The sequence below is a fragment of the Diaphorobacter ruginosibacter genome (assembly GCF_040396215.1).
GTDB classification, from domain to species: domain Bacteria; phylum Pseudomonadota; class Gammaproteobacteria; order Burkholderiales; family Burkholderiaceae_C; genus Diaphorobacter_A; species Diaphorobacter_A ruginosibacter_A.
In genome coordinates this window covers 1-18,850 of record NZ_JBEBOW010000012.1, presented here as the reverse complement: position 1 = coordinate 18,850, position 18,850 = coordinate 1, and the positions used below count along the sequence as shown (strand labels likewise).

General features: G+C 64.1%; 15 protein-coding genes. 6 read left to right on the top strand and 9 right to left on the bottom strand.

The window, feature by feature from the left end; all coding sequences use genetic code 11:
- Positions 1-5: 5 nt before the first annotated feature.
- On the top strand, positions 6-647 hold the full coding sequence (gene upp, locus ABWP92_RS03230; protein ID WP_353233909.1) for a uracil phosphoribosyltransferase: 642 nt from the start codon (positions 6-8) through the stop codon (positions 645-647).
- 69 nt (positions 648-716) lie between these two features.
- Positions 717-1,307 carry a GNAT family N-acetyltransferase gene (locus ABWP92_RS03225; RefSeq protein WP_353233931.1) on the top strand — a complete coding sequence of 197 codons (591 nt, stop codon included), beginning with the start codon at positions 717-719 and terminating at the stop codon, positions 1,305-1,307.
- Here the strand turns inward: ABWP92_RS03225 and ABWP92_RS03220 are convergent.
- The 3 genes from ABWP92_RS03220 to sbcB form a co-directional block, all read right to left on the bottom strand.
- Positions 1,275-3,776 (bottom strand): AI-2E family transporter, encoded by a 2,502-nt coding sequence (locus ABWP92_RS03220; RefSeq protein WP_353233908.1) that lies wholly within the window; start codon positions 3,774-3,776, stop codon positions 1,275-1,277. The genes ABWP92_RS03225 and ABWP92_RS03220 overlap by 33 nt on opposite strands.
- Before the next feature lie 79 nt (positions 3,777-3,855).
- Positions 3,856-4,719 carry an NAD-dependent protein deacetylase gene (locus ABWP92_RS03215; protein ID WP_353233907.1) on the bottom strand — a complete coding sequence of 288 codons (864 nt, stop codon included), beginning with the start codon at positions 4,717-4,719 and terminating at the stop codon, positions 3,856-3,858.
- A gap of 43 nt (positions 4,720-4,762) precedes the next feature.
- Positions 4,763-6,202, bottom strand: coding sequence for an exodeoxyribonuclease I (gene sbcB, locus ABWP92_RS03210; RefSeq protein ID WP_353233906.1), 1,440 nt, complete (start codon positions 6,200-6,202; stop codon positions 4,763-4,765).
- Between the two features lie 111 nt (positions 6,203-6,313).
- Here sbcB and ABWP92_RS03205 point away from each other — a divergent pair, with 111 nt between their 5' ends.
- Positions 6,314-7,717, top strand: coding sequence for a lytic murein transglycosylase (locus tag ABWP92_RS03205; RefSeq protein WP_353233905.1), 1,404 nt, complete (start codon positions 6,314-6,316; stop codon positions 7,715-7,717).
- 92 nt (positions 7,718-7,809) lie between these two features.
- Here ABWP92_RS03205 and rpiA read toward each other — a convergent pair whose 3' ends face one another.
- Positions 7,810-8,499: a ribose-5-phosphate isomerase RpiA gene (rpiA, locus tag ABWP92_RS03200; protein ID WP_353233904.1), complete on the bottom strand. Its 690-nt coding sequence runs from the start codon at positions 8,497-8,499 to the stop codon at positions 7,810-7,812.
- 35 nt (positions 8,500-8,534) lie between these two features.
- Here rpiA and ABWP92_RS03195 point away from each other — a divergent pair, with 35 nt between their 5' ends.
- Positions 8,535-9,578 (top strand): quinone-dependent dihydroorotate dehydrogenase, encoded by a 1,044-nt coding sequence (locus ABWP92_RS03195; RefSeq protein ID WP_353233903.1) that lies wholly within the window; start codon positions 8,535-8,537, stop codon positions 9,576-9,578.
- Positions 9,579-9,632: 54 nt separating this feature from the next.
- Here ABWP92_RS03195 and ABWP92_RS03190 read toward each other — a convergent pair whose 3' ends face one another.
- The 5 genes from ABWP92_RS03190 to ABWP92_RS03170 form a co-directional block, all read right to left on the bottom strand.
- Positions 9,633-9,995 (bottom strand): hypothetical protein, encoded by a 363-nt coding sequence (locus tag ABWP92_RS03190; RefSeq protein ID WP_353233902.1) that lies wholly within the window; start codon positions 9,993-9,995, stop codon positions 9,633-9,635.
- Positions 9,992-10,387 (bottom strand): phage holin family protein, encoded by a 396-nt coding sequence (locus ABWP92_RS03185; protein WP_353233901.1) that lies wholly within the window; start codon positions 10,385-10,387, stop codon positions 9,992-9,994. The genes ABWP92_RS03190 and ABWP92_RS03185 overlap by 4 nt, the downstream gene beginning before the upstream one ends.
- Positions 10,388-10,484: 97 nt before the next feature.
- On the bottom strand, positions 10,485-10,793 hold the full coding sequence (locus ABWP92_RS03180; protein ID WP_353233900.1) for an ElaB/YgaM/YqjD family protein: 309 nt from the start codon (positions 10,791-10,793) through the stop codon (positions 10,485-10,487).
- A gap of 157 nt (positions 10,794-10,950) precedes the next feature.
- Positions 10,951-12,054, bottom strand: coding sequence for an NAD(P)/FAD-dependent oxidoreductase (locus ABWP92_RS03175; RefSeq protein ID WP_353233899.1), 1,104 nt, complete (start codon positions 12,052-12,054; stop codon positions 10,951-10,953).
- Between the two features lie 21 nt (positions 12,055-12,075).
- Positions 12,076-12,990 (bottom strand): LysR substrate-binding domain-containing protein, encoded by a 915-nt coding sequence (locus ABWP92_RS03170; RefSeq protein WP_353233898.1) that lies wholly within the window; start codon positions 12,988-12,990, stop codon positions 12,076-12,078.
- 520 nt (positions 12,991-13,510) lie between these two features.
- Here ABWP92_RS03170 and ABWP92_RS03165 point away from each other — a divergent pair.
- Entirely contained in the window at positions 13,511-17,641 is a 4,131-nt protein-coding gene (locus ABWP92_RS03165) for an IPTL-CTERM sorting domain-containing protein (RefSeq protein WP_353233897.1), read from the top strand.
- Positions 17,642-18,011: 370 nt separating this feature from the next.
- Complete coding sequence (locus ABWP92_RS03160; protein WP_353233896.1) at positions 18,012-18,806, top strand: MHYT domain-containing protein; 795 nt, start codon at positions 18,012-18,014, stop codon at positions 18,804-18,806.
- Positions 18,807-18,850 lie beyond the last annotated feature (44 nt).

The window sequence follows — 18,850 nt, the reverse complement described above, 5'->3', positions numbered from 1 at the left end:
CAGCCATGAGCTCCAACACCGCACCCGTCACCGTCATCACCCACCCCCTGGTCCAGCACAAGCTCACGCTGATGCGCAAGAAGGACGCCAGCACCAACAGCTTCCGCCGCCTGCTCGGCGAGCTGAGCACCTTGATGGCCTACGAGATCACGCGCGACATGCCGCTGCAGGACCTCGAGATCGAGACGCCCATGGAAAAGATGACAGGCAAGGTCATCGACGGGAAAAAGCAGGTGCTGGTATCCATCCTGCGCGCCGGCAACGGTTTCCTGGACGGCATGCTGAACGTGATACCGGGCGCGCGCATCGGCCACATCGGGCTGTACCGCGATCCCGAGACCCTTCAGCCCGTCGAGTACTACTTCAAGATGCCCTCGGAAATGCATGAGCGCGACATCATCGTCGTCGACCCCATGCTGGCGACCGGCAACTCCGCCGCGGCTGCCGTGGACCGGCTCAAGAAACTCCAGCCGCGCTCCATCAAGTTCGTCTGCCTGCTGGCGGCGCCCGAAGGCATCGCGACCATGCAGAAGGCCCACCCCGACGTGCCGATCTTCACCGCGGCCATCGACCGCGAGCTCAACGACCACGGCTACATCCTGCCCGGACTGGGCGATGCCGGCGACCGCATTTTCGGCACCAAGTAAACCTGCGTGATCCTGCAAGCCCCCCTGCCATTCGGCATACCGGCGTACACATTCATTCCCGAAGACTGGATGCGTACCGGCCGGCTGCGTCTGCGGCAATGGGTGAAGGAGGATCTCGCGCCCTTTGCCGCCATCAACTGCGACCCGCAGGTGATGCGCCACCTCCCCGCCCTGCTCTCGCGCGAGCAAAGCGATGCGCACGCGGCGCGCATACATGCGCTCATCGAACAGCGCGGCTGGGGCTTCTGGGCAGTTGATTCACTTCAGGAAAAAGACGAGCCTCGCTTCATCGGCTTCGTCGGCCTGCACATACCGCAGGCCGAGCTGCCCTTTTCGCCATGCGTGGAAGTGGGCTGGCGCCTGGACCGCGCGTTCTGGGGCAAGGGACTGGCCACCGAAGCGGCCCGCCTTGCCGTGCGCATAGGCTTCGAGGCGCTGAACCTGCCGGAGATCGTCGCCTTCACAGCGCGCGGAAACCAGCGCTCCAGCGCGGTCATGGAGCGCCTTGGCATGCGCAACGATCCCGCCGACGACTTCGATCATCCGGCGGTCGCCGAAGGCAGCGCGCTGCGGCCGCACCGCCTTTATCGCCTCACGCGCGGCGAATGGCGCTCGCGCACCGCCGACTCAGCCCGGAACGGACTGCCCCAGGGTCGCTGAGTTCGCCTGCGGCGGCTCCTTTCGGTCCGGCAGATCGATTCCCGTCCACTCTTCCATCACGTCATTGGCCATGGCCTGCAGCAGGCGCATTTCGCGCTCGCTGAGTTCGCGCGGCCTGGAATCCACCAGGCTCAGCACGCCGATGGGCATGCCCGCCTTGTCGCGCACCGGCGCGCCGGCAAAGAACCGCGCACCCACCGCCTTGAAGACGGGATTGCCCGCAAAGCGGGGATCATGCTGAAGGTCTTCCACATGGACCACGTCATCCTCATGGATCACGAAGGCGCCCAGCGCCTGCGCCCGGTCCATGGACATCTGAAAGCGGCGTGGAGCCTCGTCGCGCACGCTCTCGTCGTTCTGAACGCTCAGGCCTCCGTGCATCGCCATGATGTGTTCGCTCTCCCGGTCGATCAGCGTCACCGCCGCCAGCGGAACGTCGAAGATGTCCGATGCGCGCTTGGCGACCTGCTGGGCCAGTTGGCGGAATCTCTCGCTGTCCCTTGCCCCGCTGGCCTCCAGCGCCTTGACGCGCCTGTCATCGTTCCTGGGGATGGGCGCGGGCTCGAACGACTCGGTGTCCAGGTCGCCCAGTTGCTCGCGCACGGCAGCCATCACGTCGCCATAGGCCTGCACGACACGGTCGGCCCCCAGCCCGGACGACAATTCGGCGAGCTGCCGCTCGGGCATCTCCTGCGGCAGGTTCCAGAAATGCAGCACGATGCCGACCTGCGGCCAGGCGCGGCGGATGCGTCGGCACAAGGCGCGCGCGGCCGCATGCGGCTGCGCCGACATCCAGCTCACACAGACCACGTCGCCGCGCAGCAACTGCGGGCGCGGCATCACGTTCTGGCTCGACAGCACGTCGCTGCCCGCAAGCTTCACCGCATGCCCTCCAAGCCGCACGCCGTGCGCCACCATGCGCGCCGCGAGCTGATCGACCTCCCACTTGCCCCCCATGCACAGGACGCGGGCTACCGAAGGCAGTTTGGCGGACGGATATTGCGCCTCCAGTTCATCCAGAACTTCATCCATGCCATCGACCACCCGCAGCCGATGCTCGGCCGTCGCGGCCCGCGCATGGTCGCCCACCGCCATGCGCAGGACCTCGCCGCCAACGCCTGCGTAGAACGCCTGCACGGACGCATCGCCATCTTCCACGATGCGCAGGCTGATGTCGCATGCCTCGTCGGCATCTCCGGCCAACAGGCGCTGATAGATCCGCGTGGGCTCGTCCAGCGGGGGCTGACTGCCCAGCAGCACGTCGAGAAACGACAGTTGCGGCAGATAGCGCCCGCTCACCAGCAGGCATACCGTCAGCGGCGTGGACATGATCAGCCCGATCGGCCCCCACATCGCCGTCCAGAAGGTGGCGGCGACGATCAGGGACATGGCCGACAGACCGGTGCTGGCGCCGTACAGCCACGGCTCGATGATGTTGTTGCTGACGAGCTCCAGCGCCAGGATCAACGCCAGCGTCCACAACACCAATTGCCACCCCGGATCGACGGCGAAGGCCAGCGCCAGCGGAAACACGGCGGAGATCATCGGCCCGACATAAGGCACGAAGCGCATGACGGTGGCCAGTGCGCCCCACAGCATCGCGCCCGGAATGCCGATGAACCACAAACCCGCCGCCATCGGAATACCGTAGCTCACGTTCACCAGCAATTGCATGCTCAGGTATCTGGAGATGCGCTCGCCGGCCTCGTCGATCGCATCGGTCGCCTGATGCAGGTTGCGGCCCCACAGCCGCAGCATGCGGTCGCGCAGATCCTCGCGGTCAAGCAGGATGAAGATCACGAACACCAGCACCAGCGCAGCCTCGGACAGCGGCCCCAGCGCGCTCTCCAGCGCCGCGGCCGCCTGATCGACCGGCGAGCGCTCGGTCGGAACCACCTGAACCTTCTGCACCGAGGGCCTGCGCCTGCCGTCCCCTGATTCGGCGGCGGCCGCCTCCACTTCCTTTTGCACCACGTCCAGGGTCTTGCGCGCGCCCTCGAACATTCCCGGCGCGCGGATCTGCGAGCGCAGATTGCGCAGCTTGGTGCGGATGTTCGATTGATAGGAAGGCAGTTGTGCGCTCAGGTCCCGCGCCTCGTTGCCGACGAACCAGCCGCCCACGCCCAGCACCATCAAGGTCATGGCGACCACGGCCACCACCGAAAGCACCTTGGGAACACCCCAGCGCTTGAGGCGCATGACCAGCGGGTTCAGCATGAAGCTCAACAACAGCGCAAGCGCCAGAGGCACCAGCACCGGCCTGCCGAAATACAGCGCCGCGATGGCCAGCGCGGCAATGCCCATGCTCACGAAAACACGGATGCCGGTGACCGGAATCTCCGGCGTGCCGCGCATGCCGAGCCGGTCAGCCTCGGGATGCCGCGCGGGCATGCCTTGATGCGCGCGCGCATCGGCAGCGGAGGATGAGGCGGATGGCGCATCACGCCGGTTGTTCAAATGTGCACGCATGTCCCGTGAGTCGTCCTCGTAGTCCCGCAAAAGGCTGGATGCCCTGATGCGGCGGTCTCAAGCTATCAAGAATTGGATGTCAGCCATGTAGGATGGATGCGGCAACTTGCAGAGTCCGTCCTACATCCGATGCCAGCTTGAGCGTGAAAGCGCCATCGGCCCGCGTGACGCCCTGGTTCACCGCCGCCACGGCCATCGCGGCCTCGCGGGCCGCCAGGACGAAACGATAGCCGGAATACACCATCAGCGAGGAGCCCAGCACCAGCAGCGCCCGTGAACGCCCGAGGGCGTCCATGGCCCGCCCCACCCGCTCGCGTGGCACCGACTCGCCATAGAACACCACGTCGGGCTTGAGCAGGCGCGATCCGCACGACGGGCAAGGCGGAATGACGAACTGCGCAAAATCCACCGCTTCGAGATCCGCATCCCCGTCGGGAGCGCTGAGCGCCGAGAGCGCGCTCCATGCCGGATTCCGCTCGATGAGCGCCTCCTGCCAGAGCTCGCGCGCAAGGCGCGCACCGCAATCCATGCAGCGCACGGCGTCCAGGCGGCCGTGCAAATCCACGACCCGCCGGCTGCCCGCCGCTTCATGCAGGCCATCCACATTCTGGGTCACCAGCAACTCGACCAGGCCGCTGCGCTCCAGGTCCGCCAGCACACGGTGCGCGGGAGCCGCCGTGGCGCGCCCGAAAGTGCGCCAGCCGACTAGGCTGCGCGCCCAATACCGCTGGCGGGTGAGCTCTCTGCCCATGAAGGCCTGGTATGACACGGGCTGCGCGCGCTTCCACTGCCCTTGCAGATCGCGGTAGTCGGGAATGCCGCTGGCCGTGCTCACGCCCGCGCCGGTCAGCACGAGCAGGCGGGGATGCGCCGCGATGAATCCGGCGAGGGTCTTTCCCGCCTCCTCCGGGCATGGCGCTGATGACGCGGCGTGGCTGTTCATGCGTCACAAGCGCGTTCGTGGCGCTGGCGACGCTGGCGGCGCGTCATGAAAGATCGGGAGAGATCGATTCCGCATAGTCATACACCGCTTCAAGCAAGCCGGCGTCACGCTCGCCGGCCTCGGCGCCCAGTTCGTCGAGCTGAGCGAACAGCATGTCGAAGGTGCGCGCACCGCCCGCGCCCTCCACCAAGGCTTCCTGCCGGTGCGCTTCCCAGCGCTCACGCTCCTGCTGCGACAAGGTGTTCGGGAAATTGCGCGCGCGGTAACGCCAGAACAATTCGGCCAGACGCGGATCGTCGAAGCCCGCACGCTCGCTGGCCAGTTCGTGCGGCGACAGCATGCGCAGATGATTCAGGCGACGCCGGTCTTCATTGCCGACGAAACCGCCATACAGGTCCTGATCGACGTCGAGCGGCTCGGCAGCCGGACGCTTGAACACCTCGCTCCATATCGCGCTCATGTCAGGCAGTTCCCGCGCGGCCTGCGCATGGCGTGCCGCTGCCGGCAGGTCGATTCCCCAGCGAGCCGCCATCTCGGCGCTGAGCGTGTTGACGTTGCCGACCACCATGGGCGATTTGTTCAGGTGAATGCTCTTGATCGGCAGGCGCTCCACGCCTTGCGGGAGATCGGCGGCCTTGCTGAACATGCGAAGCCGGATCGAGTCCGCATCCAGATCGACCAGCTCGCGCGGATCCTGCGACAGGTCCCAGGCCAGCACCTCGTTCTTGTTGCCCGGATGGCTGGCGAGCGGAAACATGACGGCCAGGCACCCGCGCTCCGCCGGGAACATGCCCGACACGTGCAGGAAGGGCCGCGCCTGATCGATGGACGCGGGCAGGCGCAGCTCGGCGATCACACGCTCCTTCCTGTGCAGGCTGAGCGCGTAGTCGAACAGCTTGGGCTGGCGCGCGCGGATGAGGCGCGCCAGCGCGATCGTCGCGCGCACGTCCGAAAGCGCATCGTGCGCGGCGTCATGCTGAAGGCCATTGGCCTTGGTGAGGTGCTCCAGCCTGAAGCTGGCCTGGCCCTCATCGTTCAACGGCCACTGCACGCCATCGGGCCTGAGCGCCCGCATCATGCGCACCACATCCAGCAGGTCCCAGCGCCCGCACTGGTTCTGCCATTCGCGCGCGTAGGGATCGATCAGATTGCGCCAGAACATGAAACGGGTGATCTCATCGTCGAAACGGATGGTGTTGTAGCCCACGCCGATCGTTGCGGGCTGCGCCATCTCCGCTTCGATGCGCGCGGCGAATTCGCTTTCCGGCAAGCCTTTTTCAAGGCACAACTGCGGCGTGATGCCGGTGATCAGGCAGGACACGGGGTCGGGCAGGTAGTCGTTGGCTGGCCGGCAATAAAGCATCAGCGGATCGCCGATCTCGTTGAGTTCGGCATCGGTGCGGATGGCGGCGAACTGCGCCGGGCGGTCGCGGCGGGTATCCGTGCCAAAGGTTTCGTAGTCGTGCCAGAGAAAAGTGTGCATGTAAAAAATTGCTGTCCAGGGCTGAGGCAGGCCCAAGTATGCCTTTGCTGCCCGCACAATAGCCGGATGCACGTCATTTACCCAGAAACAGGCCGGCCGGCAGTCCCCGGCATGAAGCGATGGGCCTGCCCGGCCGCAGGCGCGCTGGCATTGAGCATCCTGCTCGGAGCATGCACCTCCACGCCCAGGAGCGCGGTCCGCCAGCCTGCCGGAGCCCCGTCCAATGGCGCGCAAACATCCGCGCCGCCCCCAACCACGGCGCAGGCGCCCGCAGCCGCACCCCCGGCGGCCCAACCCCTCGCGCCCGCACCGGCTCCGGCGGCCGCGGCGGGCGAAGCGGTCTCCATGCCAGAGCAGCCGTCCGGCCCCGCAAAAAGCCTGAGTTTCGCGCAGTGGCTCAAAACCTTCGAGCAGCGCGCTGCGCAGTCCGGCATCAGCGACACCACCATCCGCACTGCGCTGAGCCATGCGCAATTCATCCCGCGCATCATCGAGCTGGACCGCGCGCAGCCCGAGTTCACGCGCCCGCCCTGGGCCTATCTGGACGGCGCCGTGACCCAGGCCCGCATCGACCAGGGCAAGGCGCTCATACGCAAATACAAGCGAACCTTCAATGCCGCCGAAGAGCGCTATGGCGTCCCCGCATCCGTGATCACCGCGATCTGGGGCATGGAGAGCAATTTCGGCCGCAACTTCGGCAGCTTCCGCGCCGTGGATGCGCTCGCCACGCTGGCCTATGACGGGCGGCGCTACGAATGGGCCAGCCGCGAATTGCTGATTGCGCTGAAGATCATCGACCGCGGCGACATTCCCGCATCGCAAATGCTGGGTTCGTGGGCTGGCGCCATGGGGCATACGCAATTCCTGCCCTCGGCCTACCAGCGTTTCGCGGTCGACGCGGACGGCGACGGCAGGCGCGACATCTGGGGAAGCATTCCGGACGTGATCAACTCGACCGCCAACTTTCTCGCGCAATCGGGATGGAGGACGGGCGAGATCTGGGGCGCGGAAGTCAGCCTGCCCGAGGGGTTCGATTTCTCGCGCGCGGAGGTCAAGGTCACCCAACCGGCCTCCGACTGGCAAGCCCAGGGCGTGCGCGGCCTGGACGGCGGGCCGCTGCCCCCGCTGCCCGACGCATCCATCATCACCCCCGCGGGCGCGCGCGGCCCGGCCATTCTGGTGGGCAACAATTTCCGCACGCTCCTCAAGTACAACAACTCCAACAACTACGCATTGGCCGTGGCGCTGATTGCGCAGCAGATCGATGGCGCGGGCGGATTGCGTTCGAGCTGGCCGCGCGATCTGGAGCCGCTCTCGCGCTCGGAGGTCCGCTCCATGCAGGAGGCGCTCAACCTCAAGGGGTTCGACACCGGCGCTCCGGACGGCGTGGCCGGGCCGGCAACCCGCATCGGGCTGCGCGAGTACCAGAAAAGCGTGGGCCTGCCCGCCGACGGATACCCGACCAAGGACATGCTGCTCAAATTGCAGGGCGAAGCCGGCAGCCGGGGCTACTAGCCTGCTTGCTGGCCAGACGGCTCGGCGGCTCGGTAGCGCGATCCGGCTGTTGCGCCGGGCCGCGCTGCCTGTTCGGCCCGCCGGCAATCGAGTCAGAATTCCAGCTTGCGCACGCCCTGCGCCGTTCCCAGCAGGCACAGGCTGGCCTTCTGGTGCGCGAACACACCCACGGTGACCACGCCCGGCCATTGGTTCACGGCGCTCTCGAACTGCAGCGGCTCGCTGATGGCGAGCCCGCGCACGTCAATGATGTGCTGTCCGTTGTCGGTCACCAGCGGCAGCCCGTCCTTTTGCCGGATGGATGCGCTGCCGCCCATGGCTTCGAAACGGCGCCGGATCTGCGCGGCGGCCATGGGAATGACCTCCACGGGCAGCGGGAACTGGCCCAGCACATCGACCAGCTTGGACTCATCGGCAATGCAGACGAAACGCCTGGCCAGCGCCGCGATGATCTTCTCGCGCGTGAGCGCGGCGCCGCCTCCCTTGATCATGAAACCCCGGCCATCGATTTCATCCGCGCCATCGATGTACACCGACAGCGAGTCCACCTCGTTCGCATCGAAGACCGTGATGCCGAGCGCGCGCAATCGTTCGGTGCTCGCAACCGAACTGGAAACCGCTCCACGAATATGGTCTTTCATGGAAGCCAGGGCCTCGATGAACTTGTTGACGGTCGAGCCCGTTCCAACCCCCACGATCTCGCCCGGCCGCACATATTCCAATGCGGCCTGGCCGACCAAAGTCTTGAGTTGATCCTGAGAAAGTGAATTGCTTGTCGTCATGGGCGAAAATCGGAGTTGAACCTCGAATTATCCCAATGTCTCTCCTACCCTACGCTTTCGCTCGCCCAATTCTCTTCGGCATGGACCCGGAAAAGGCCCATGAACTCACCATGGACATGCTGGCAAGAGGGCAGCGCACCCCGCTTCAGTGGGCATGGTGCAGCCCGACCGTCAGCGACCCCATCGAGCTGGCCGGCCTGCGTTTTCCCAACCGCGTCGGCATGGCCGCTGGCCTCGACAAGAATGCGCGCGTGATCGACGGCCTCGCCGCCATGGGCTTCGGCTTCGTCGAAGTGGGCACCGTCACGCCCAAGGCGCAGCCCGGCAACCCCAAGCCGCGCATGTTCCGCCTTCCCGAGGCCAACGCGCTCATCAACCGCCTGGGCTTCAACAACGAGGGACTGGATGCGTTCATCCGGAACGTCAAGCGCTCGCAGACCCGCGCGCAGGGCAAGCCCATGCTGCTGGGGCTGAACATCGGCAAGAACGCCGCAACGCCCATCGAGGATGCCACCGGCGACTACCTGGCCTGCCTGGAAGGCGTCTACCCCCACGCCGACTACGTCACGGTGAACATCAGCTCGCCCAATACCAAGAACCTGCGCGAGCTGCAAAGCGATGAAGCGCTGGACGGGCTGCTGTCGGCCATTGCCGGACACCGCGAGAAACTGGCCACCGCGCATGGCCGGCGCGTCCCGATCTTCGTGAAGATCGCGCCCGACCTGGATGAAGCGCAAGTACGGCTGATCGCCGCGACGCTGCAGCGCCACGGCATGGACGGCGTGATCGCCACCAACACCACGATCGGCCGCGATGCGGTCAAGGGCCTGGCGCATGCGCAGGAAACCGGCGGACTGAGCGGAGCACCGGTGCTCGAAGCAAGCAACCGCGTCATTGCGCAGCTGCGCGCCGATCTGGGCCCGGCCTATCCCATCATCGGCGTGGGCGGCATCATGAGCGCGCAGGATGCCGTCGGCAAGATCCGCGCGGGCGCCGACGTCGTCCAGATCTACACCGGCCTGATCTACAAAGGCCCGGAACTGGTCGCACAGGCGGCTCGGGCCATCAAGAACATGTGATCCGCGAGCCCGGCCACAGGCACGGGCTATCTTGCCGCAGAGGCGACAGTGCGCTCAGCGGCGCATCCGCATCACGATGGGCAGCACCACGCCGGCGAGGCGAAGCAGCTTGCGCGGCCCCGCCGCCGCACCCGCGACGCCGATCACTGCCGCCACCGCCATCGGATGCATCCGCGCAAAGGCGAGCAGACGCAAGGGCAGCGAAGCATCGGCATCGACGCGGTCCGAGGCGCTCTCCCTCAAGGCCGCGGCCTGCCTGAGCGCCGACCTGCGAGCGGCCAGCCGCTCGCGCTGGGTCTCGATGCGCCAGAGAATTTCGCGCTGTGCCATGGTCGCATGCGCGGCATCCATTTCCCGGGAAAGAGCGGCGGCCACCGGCTTTGCCGACGCGCCTGAGCGGTTCGATGAGCTCGTCACAGTTGGTCCTTCACATATTTCCAGTCGCGAGCGAGCACGCGCCGGGTCAACGCAAAGGCATCTCCGGCACGCCTGGCGATCAGCACGAGCGATATGAGGACCACGATCCAGAGGAATATCCAGACGCCTGCCAGAATCCAGCCCACGGTCACGCGGTCCGGCGTATCCCAGTAGGTCACCAGCACCGCCATCGAGAACATGAAAAGCGCGATCGTCGTCAGCCCGGCCGTGACGATGGCGAGAATCGCCACCACCAACATGCGCCGCTTCTGGTCGGCCCACTCCATACCGGCCAGCTCGAGCCGGTCCTCCACCGCGATGGCTCCCTCGATCACATTGGAGCGCCAGCGGGCAACCAGGCCCTCCAGTCCAAGCAAAGCAAAAAGGTTCATGCGCCAGCCTGCCTTTCCCGTTTTGTTATTTCACTGCGACCCAGGCGGTGCCCGGGCCGCTTCCTTCCCTCATGTGGAATCCGGAAAAAGCAGGATTTCAGCGGCGCGAGAGCAGAAAGCCCACGAGCGCGCCCACGGCAAGCGCGGCGCTGGCAACACGCCAGGGCTCGTCGTGCGCATAGTCGTTGGCTACCCTGGCCGCCTCCTTGGCCTGGTAGGCCGCTTCCTGGGCTGCGCGAATGGCCGATTCACGGGCGCTGTAGAGGCTCTCATCCAGGCGCTTGCGCAGTTGGCGGATCTCCGGAACGCTGTCCAGGTCCTTGCTGGACAACAGTCCGCGCAAATCGCTCACCAGTTTCTCCAGGTCTTCTTGTGCGCCAGAAATTTTGTCTGCTGCGGAGCTCATATAAAAAACCTCGTCCTATAGATGAAAGTTGGAACAACGATAAATGCAGGCAATTGCCCTACATGTAGGCCTAAGCCACATCTTAGACCTTTGCTAACGAATTCCCCGCAATCCTGTGCATGCGGCGGGGCGAGCGCCTGGATATTTACAACGCCCCTCAAGGCTCCAGCAGCCCGGCGGTGTGCTCGCCGATGGCCAGCGAACTGGTCAGGCCCGGCGATTCGATCCCGAACAGATTCACCAGCCCCTGCACGCCATGCACCCGCGGCCCCTGGATCATGAAATCGGCGGAAGGCTCGCCGGGGCCCGAAATCTTCGGACGAATGCCCGCATAGCCCGCGGCCAGGGAATCATCCGCAAGACCCGGCCAATATTTGCGCACCTCGTCGTAGAAGCCCACGCAACGCGCCGGGTCCACGCAAAGGTCCCCGGGGCCGTCGACCCATTCCACGTCCGGCCCGAACTTGGCCTGGCCGCCCAGGTCGAGCGTCAGATGCACGCCCAGGCCCGCCGCCTCGGGCACCGGATAGATCAGGCGCGTGAAGGGAGCCCGCCCGGACAGCGTGAAGTAGTTTCCCTTGGCGTAATGCGCGCGTGGAACGTAATCCGCCGCCAAACCCTCGAACCGCCCCGCAAGGGCTGGAGCATACAGGCCCGCCGCGTTCACCACGGTCCTGGCCAGCAACTGCGTGCCGTCAGCCGCCCACAGCGCAATGCCGTCCGCCGTGCAGACCGCTTTCTCCACCGGCGACTGGAGCGCGAGAGCGCCGCCATGATTTTCCACGTCGCCCAGCAGCGACAGCATCAAGCCATGGCTGTCGATGATGCCGGTGCCGGGCGACAGCAGCGCGGCCACGCATTGCAATGCGGGCTCCAGCGCTGCGGCCTGCGCCGCCGTCAGCAGTTCAAGATCGTCCACGCCATTGGCGCGCGCGTGTTCAGCAATGGCCAGCAGTTGCCCGCGCTGCTGCGCTGACGTGGCGACGATCAGCTTGCCGCAGCGCCGGTGCGCGATGCCCCGCTCCTCGCAATAGGCATAGAGCAACTGCTTGCCTTGCACGCAAAGCCGGGCCTTCAGCGAGCCCTGCGGATAGTAGATGCCGGCATGGATCACCTCGCTGTTGCGCGACGATGTTCCGGTGCCGATCGCATGGGCTGCTTCCAGAACGAGGACCTCCCGCCCACGCATTGCCAACGCCCGGGCCACGGCCAGGCCGACGACGCCGGCGCCGATGACCACACAATCCACGCTCTCGCTCACGACGTCTCCTTTTTTCGATATTCAATCAAGGGGCAGTTCGCCCCGTGCGTCGGCGACCAGCAACTCCACCAGCTCGCGTGCGAACGACGGCAATGCCTCCATGCTGCGCACGCAGATCTGCATCTCGCGCACCGCCCACCCGTCCGCCAACGGGACGATGGCGATCTTCATGGATTGCGCATGCCGGCCCGCCGCCGATTCGGGAAGCACGCCGACGCCCACGCCGGACTCGATCATGCGGCATGCGGTCTCGAAGTTCCCCAACTGGATGCGCTGCTTGACCGGCTTGTGCAGTTGATCGCTCGCGCGCCTGAGGAACGCATGGATGGCGCTCGACTCATGCAACCCCACATAGTCGAAATCCAGCGTATCCACGAACTCCACCACCCGCGCGTTCGCCAGCAGGTGCCCCTGCGGCACCACCAGCACCAGCCGGTCGCGATGATAGGGCAGCGTCTGGAGATTCTCGGTCCGCACCAGTCCGGCCACGATGCCTATATCGGTCTGACCCTCCATCACGGCGCGCACGATGTCATTGGACAGGCGCTCGCGCAGATCGATATTCACATCCGGATTGCAGCTCAGGTAATGCCGCAGCACGGGCGGCAGGAACTCGCCGAGCGCCGTCGTATTGGCGAATACGCGCACATGACCCTTGATGCCCCGCGCATATTCCTGCATGTCGCCGCGCAAATGCTCGATCTGGCCCAGCACCGTGCGCGCATGCGCAACGAATGCCTGCCCCGGCGGAGTCAGGGTCACTCCCTGGCTGGTGCGATACAGCAGTCTGGTGCCGATGCTCTCTTCCAGATTCTTGATGCGCGTGCTCGCCGCGGGCAGCGAAATGAATGAAAGCTCGGCCCCCCGCGTCATGCTGTTGGCTTCGGCGATATGCACCATCAGCCGCAGGTCTACCAGATCGAAATGCATGGACATGAGGGTGATTCTAAGGAGTGAATCCGGCATGCCTCACGCCAGGGCCCGCCCTCACGCCAGCCCACCGCCCCCCCGCGCTCGCGCCACGCATGGTTTCCAGTGATTTCAGCACCGTGACTCGCCCGCAGCCTTGTTTGAATCAATGAGATGAGCAACGCCTTCCTCGCGTACCCGACAGTCAAAGGCGTCACGCAATTTATTAAATCTATTGAAACATGCAAATTAATAATAAAACAATATTACTCATGCCATAAGTATCGATGATTGTCAATTGTTTAAATTGTTCCGTGATGTTTCAAATCAATAATTCCGCGCTCAATTACGCGCGAGTTATCACAAACACATCAAGCAAATATCTGGAATTGCCATGAATTGTGTGCCTCTGTGAACTCGTTTTTCGGTAAATCAGAGGGGAAATCCAGTGAATATCTACACCCTACGCAGTAGCGGGTCCTGGCAAAGAGGGACTCGCCGGCTGGTAGCTCATGGCGCGGCCCTTGTGCTGGCCGCCAGTGCTGGCATGGCTCATGCCGCTACCCATTACGACGTGCTCGTCAATCAGGACCTGCTTCTGGAGCAGGCTGCGGGCAATGTCGCGGCAGACAACGGCCCGGCCGGCGGAGAGTTCATCTTCCAGTCCAAGGTCAAGATCAATGGCGCCAGCGGCACGCTGTACGGAGTCCAACTGACAGAGACCCTGCCGCTGGGAGCCATCTTCCAGGGCATCGGCAATACGTCACCTGGCGTGGCGTGCAGCAATGTCCCCGCCGTTGGCACCACCATCACCGCAAACAACACCACGATCACCTGCACTCTGCCCTCGGTGACGGCCACGGACTTCACAACCGTGGATTTCAAGGTGGTCCTGCCCAGCGAAAGCACGGAGTGGAAAGCGTATGCCACCACCGAGCCGGCTGTCGACAACACCGACCCGGACTCCGCCAACAACAGCAACATCAGCCGTGCTGCAACCACCTATGAGCGCGCCGATCTGGCTGTGGAAATCACATCCCCGGCCAACGGCTCCACGGTGACCCAGGGCGATGTGGTGACGTACACGGTGCAGGCCAGCAATGCGAATTCAACCTACGCCTATCCGCTCAAGACTGGTGAAAAGGCCATAGTGCGCTTCGCACAGCCGGAAGGCACGACCTTCACCGGCACGCCGGAGGGCGCAGGTTGGACCTGCGAGCAGGGGTCGGACACCAGCACCACTCCGGAAACTCCTTATTACGACTGCACCTACACCGTTGCGGAAGGCCAGAGCTACGCCAAGGGAGATGCCCTGCCCGCGCTGGGCTTCCAGTCAGTGGTGGATGTGACCGGCGAAGTGCCAGCGCAGGCATCGATCATCGGCCAGAGCGCCGCCGGGGTGACCTTCACCGAAGCTGCATGGGACAACAACACGACCAACATCGAGATCACCGCCGAGCCCAATAACGACATGGACGTCGTGCTGACGAAAACCGTCACGCCGATCATCCTGGACGCCGACGCGGGAGCCGACGTGCCTGTGACATACACCTTGAAGGTGAACCGTGTCTCCGGCCTGCTCGAGCCGGCATCCATCACCGTGACGGACACCCTGCCCAACGGCGTGAGCTTTACGGGGTTCACCGGTGCGAACTGGGCTTGCTCGGCCATCGGGCAGGTCGTCACCTGCGACTACACCGGAACGCAACTGGGCAACACCCAGGAAACCATCACCATCAATGCCACGGTAGCCCAAAGTGCCTTGGTGACAGGCGCCACGCTGACCAACAATGCCGTGGTTGCGGTTCCCAACGAGCCATCAATCAACACGAACAACAACCAGGCATCGGCGACGATGACGGTGAGCGATACGGTCAACCTGTCAGTCACCAAGACTCCCAGCTCGACCGTGGTGGCCTCCGGGACAAATTACAGCTACTCCATCAAATTGGTGAACAACGGCCCGCTGGATGTGAAGGCAGGCCAGACCATCACCATCACCGACAAGCTCGACAGCCGCCTGCAATTCGTGGGCGTCGCCGCCAATTCGAACTGGACTTGCACTCCCGCAAGCACCGATGAAGACACTCTGGGCGCGGAAATCATCTGTACGCTCAATGCGGACACCGCCCTCCCCGCTGGCGCCAGCCAGACCCTGGTGCTTGAAGTCATTCCGCATTTTGACTCGCAGGAGGGCCAGTTCGCGCAGATTGGAAATTCAGCGACGGTGACGGGGATAGAGGGCCGCGAGAGCTCCATCATCAACATCCCGGTGAACAGCGCGAACGTCAACCTGTCCCAGTTGAAGGCCGACCTGCACATCGGCAAGGCAGCAGCGATCACTTCGAACACCAGCACCTATGGCGACGGCGCATCCGGCTCGGAAGTGGTCTATACCCTGACGGTGAAAAACCAGGTTCCCGCCACGGCCCTGGAAACAGAACTGCAAATGGCCAAGACCGTGATCGTGAAGGATACGGTGAACAACCTCATCAATACAGCCAGGGCAACGCCGGCAGGGGTCAGCCTCTACGGCAACGGGCGCTATCTGACGGCGGCAGTCACACTGCCCGATGGCAGCACCGTCACTGCGGATGAGTGTGAATTGAGCGGCACCAACAGCAGCACATCGTCCACCGTGACATGCACGCTGCGCAATGTTCCGGTAAGCAATACCCTGGCCTACACGGTCACCATCAAGGCCCGCCAGTACGTGGATCCCGCCAGTGCGGCGGACGCGACGAACACGATCGCCAATACCGCGACGGTCAGCTCCACTGACACGGCGGAATACGACAACACCAACAATAAGGCCGAAGCTGAGGTCACCTTGAAGGCGTTGGCGGACATGAAGGTGGAAAAGAAGAGCAACCCCCTGGCGTCCGCAGCCGCCGGCCAGGCCATCACCTATACCCTGACAACATCGAATCTGGGCCCCTCCACCGCCAAGGCGGTGCAAGTGGTTGACGAACTGCCTGTCGGCGCCATCTGGGTGGGCAAGCCGACGATCACCAGCGGTACCTGCAACCTGCAGGACGACCGCGGCATCGCCACCAGCATCACCGCCGGTGACGTGATTGCCGCGCCGTACACGCATCTGGCCTGCACCTGGAGCAGCCCGGACTTTGCCATCGGCAGGCAGGTAACCGTGACATACGTGTTGCGCTCGGTGACCGAGAACGCGCCGCAATCGCTGTACAACGAAGTGGCCGTCAGCACTCCCACGCCAGAGACCGATTACGGCAACAACGAAGCCAACGCCACCGTGACGCTGAATGAGCCCGTGGTGGACGTGCAGATCAACATGCAGCACACCAATGATGGCATTCCGCTGGAAGGTACGACGCAATACACCATCAAGGTGATGAACAGCGGAGCATCGGAATCCTACGCCACGGGCGTGACGATGACCGACATCTTCCCTGCCACCGGCTCCACCGCGGACTTCGAATTCCTGCAGATCGACAGCGTCGAATCTTCGAGCGGAGCTTCGCACCCCGTGGATGCAAGCAGTTGCACAACGATCACGACGGACGGCATCGTGACGGGCCTGCGGTGCAATTTCGATTGGCTGGCGCCAGATGAGTCTGTGAGCATCAAATTCACGATGAAATCATCGGCGCTGGAAGAAGGCCGTGCGGTCGGCACCATCTACCATGAGGCGACGGTCAGCGCGGACCTGGAAAGGCTGCCCGGCCAGGACGTGACAGCCAACAACCAGACTTCGGACCGCACCTCCACCTATGACGCAGAACTGGTCGATCCCGATACGCTGCAGTACGTGGACCTGTCCGTCTCCAAGGACGCCACCGGCTACCCGGAAACAGGCCTGCAGGTCGGCGACGAGTTCACCTACACCCTGGTGGTGAAGAACGAAGAAGACCCGGCCGCCACCCCGCGCCTGGATCTGGTGAACGGCAGCGCCGTGCTCGAAGACATTCTGCCGCAGGGCCTGGCGCTGCTGAGCAAGCCCGCCAACTGCACCTACGACGAAACAAGCCGCGCACTGCGCTGCGAGATCGCCAATCTGGCCGCCGGCGCTTCGCTGAGCCATGACTTCGTCGTCTCCGTGGCCAAGCTGGAAGCCGGTCAGACCCGCATCGCCAATACGGCAACCATCACCAGCCCCGGTGATCCGAAGGATCCCAACAACACGAGCACCAAGGAAGTGCCGACGGTGGACGTCGCCTTTGATCTCTCGCTGACCAAGACCGTGGATCAGGCGCAGGCCAAAGCCGGCGCCACGCTGACCTACACGCTGGTCGTGACCAACCACGGCCCGGCGCAAAGCCAGGCCGGCCAGATCAGCGACCCGCTGCCCGAAGGCCTGGACTTCATCGCATCGCCCGAGGGCTGCACGGCCACGGGCACCACAGTGAACTGCAGCGTGGATGCGCTCGCCAAGGACGAGAGCAGGACCTTCACCTTCACGGCGCAGATCGCGGAAACAGTGACCGGTCCCGCGACACTGGCCAACACAGCCACGATCACGGCCGACGGCGACACGGACGACAGCAACAACGAGGATACGGCCCAGACCACCGTGCCCGAGAAGACCGCGACGCCCACGCCCGGCGGCCCGACGCCGGTGCCCACGCTGTCGCAATGGGGCCAGGCACTGATGGCGGCCCTGCTGGCCATACTGGGCCTCGTGGTGCTGCGCCGACGCGCCCACTGACCCACTCCCCGTCCTCGGGGGCATGAAAAAAGAGTAGCGCCGCAACGGCGTGAGCCACACCCGGGAGCCTGGATGCACATCCAGGCTCCCGGGTGTTTTGCTTGAAAGACTCCACCGTTCGCCAAACGGCTTGCAGTTTCCGTCGATTGGAATATCTCGATTCAATGCAATAGATTCAAATCAAACAAGTCATATCTATTTGACACTTTAGAAACTAATTGTTAGAAATATCGCAACGTCAAAAGACGTTGGCTATCAAGTGCGGGCGGTTTTCTCCATGTTCCCGATCGCATTTCCAAGTGACCCGCCCCTGCTGTTCCGCGTCCAACGACGTTTTGTGTCCTCAACCAATTCACTATGGGAGAGATTCATGAACGCAGTAGTCAATACAAGCTACAGCACGGAACTGGTCGTGCTGTCCTATGTGATTTCGGTCATCGGCGCATTCGTTGCGCTGTATTCGGCGGGCAGGTTGCGCCCCGACTCCAGGAACCGGCGGGCCTATTTCTTCAGTATTGCAGGAGCGGGGGTGGCATTCGGAGGCATAGGCGTGTGGTCCATGCACTTCATCGCCATGCTGGCCATGCGAATGGACGTGGGCCTTGGTTATTCGATTTGGGAAACACTCATCTCCCTGATCGCGGCCATTGCCATATCCAGCCTGGCCTTCCATATCGTCGCGCTCAAGCCGGATAGCCCGCCACGCCTGCTGACCGCCGGTGCGATGCTTGGAATGGGCGCGGTGATGATGCATTACCTTGGCATGTACGGCATGCGTTTCGGCGGCCACTTCCAATGGGACCTCAACCGGGTGGGAATCTCCGTGGCGATCGCCCTGATCGCCGCCACGGTAGCGCTATGGCTGGCATTCCATGTCCAGCATCTCGGCTCTCGCATCATGGCCGCATTCGTGATGGCGATCGCCGTCTGCGCGATGCACTACACCGGAATGAGCGCAGCCGAATTCATCTGTACGACCGAAAACCGCCGCGCCATCCCCTCGGGTTCTGACATTGTGAGCGTGCTCGACCTGCCGCTGATGGTGATCACGCTGGCCGTTGGCATGTCGATGGCGTTGCTGCTCGACCTGGCCGTGGTGTCGTTCCAGGATCAGACGCAGGCCCGCAATCTGCGCAAGGAACTTGCGACTTCCAAAGCGCTCTGAGCGGCGCGATGCGCGCTCGCGGCAAGCCATCCGTTCGCCTTAGA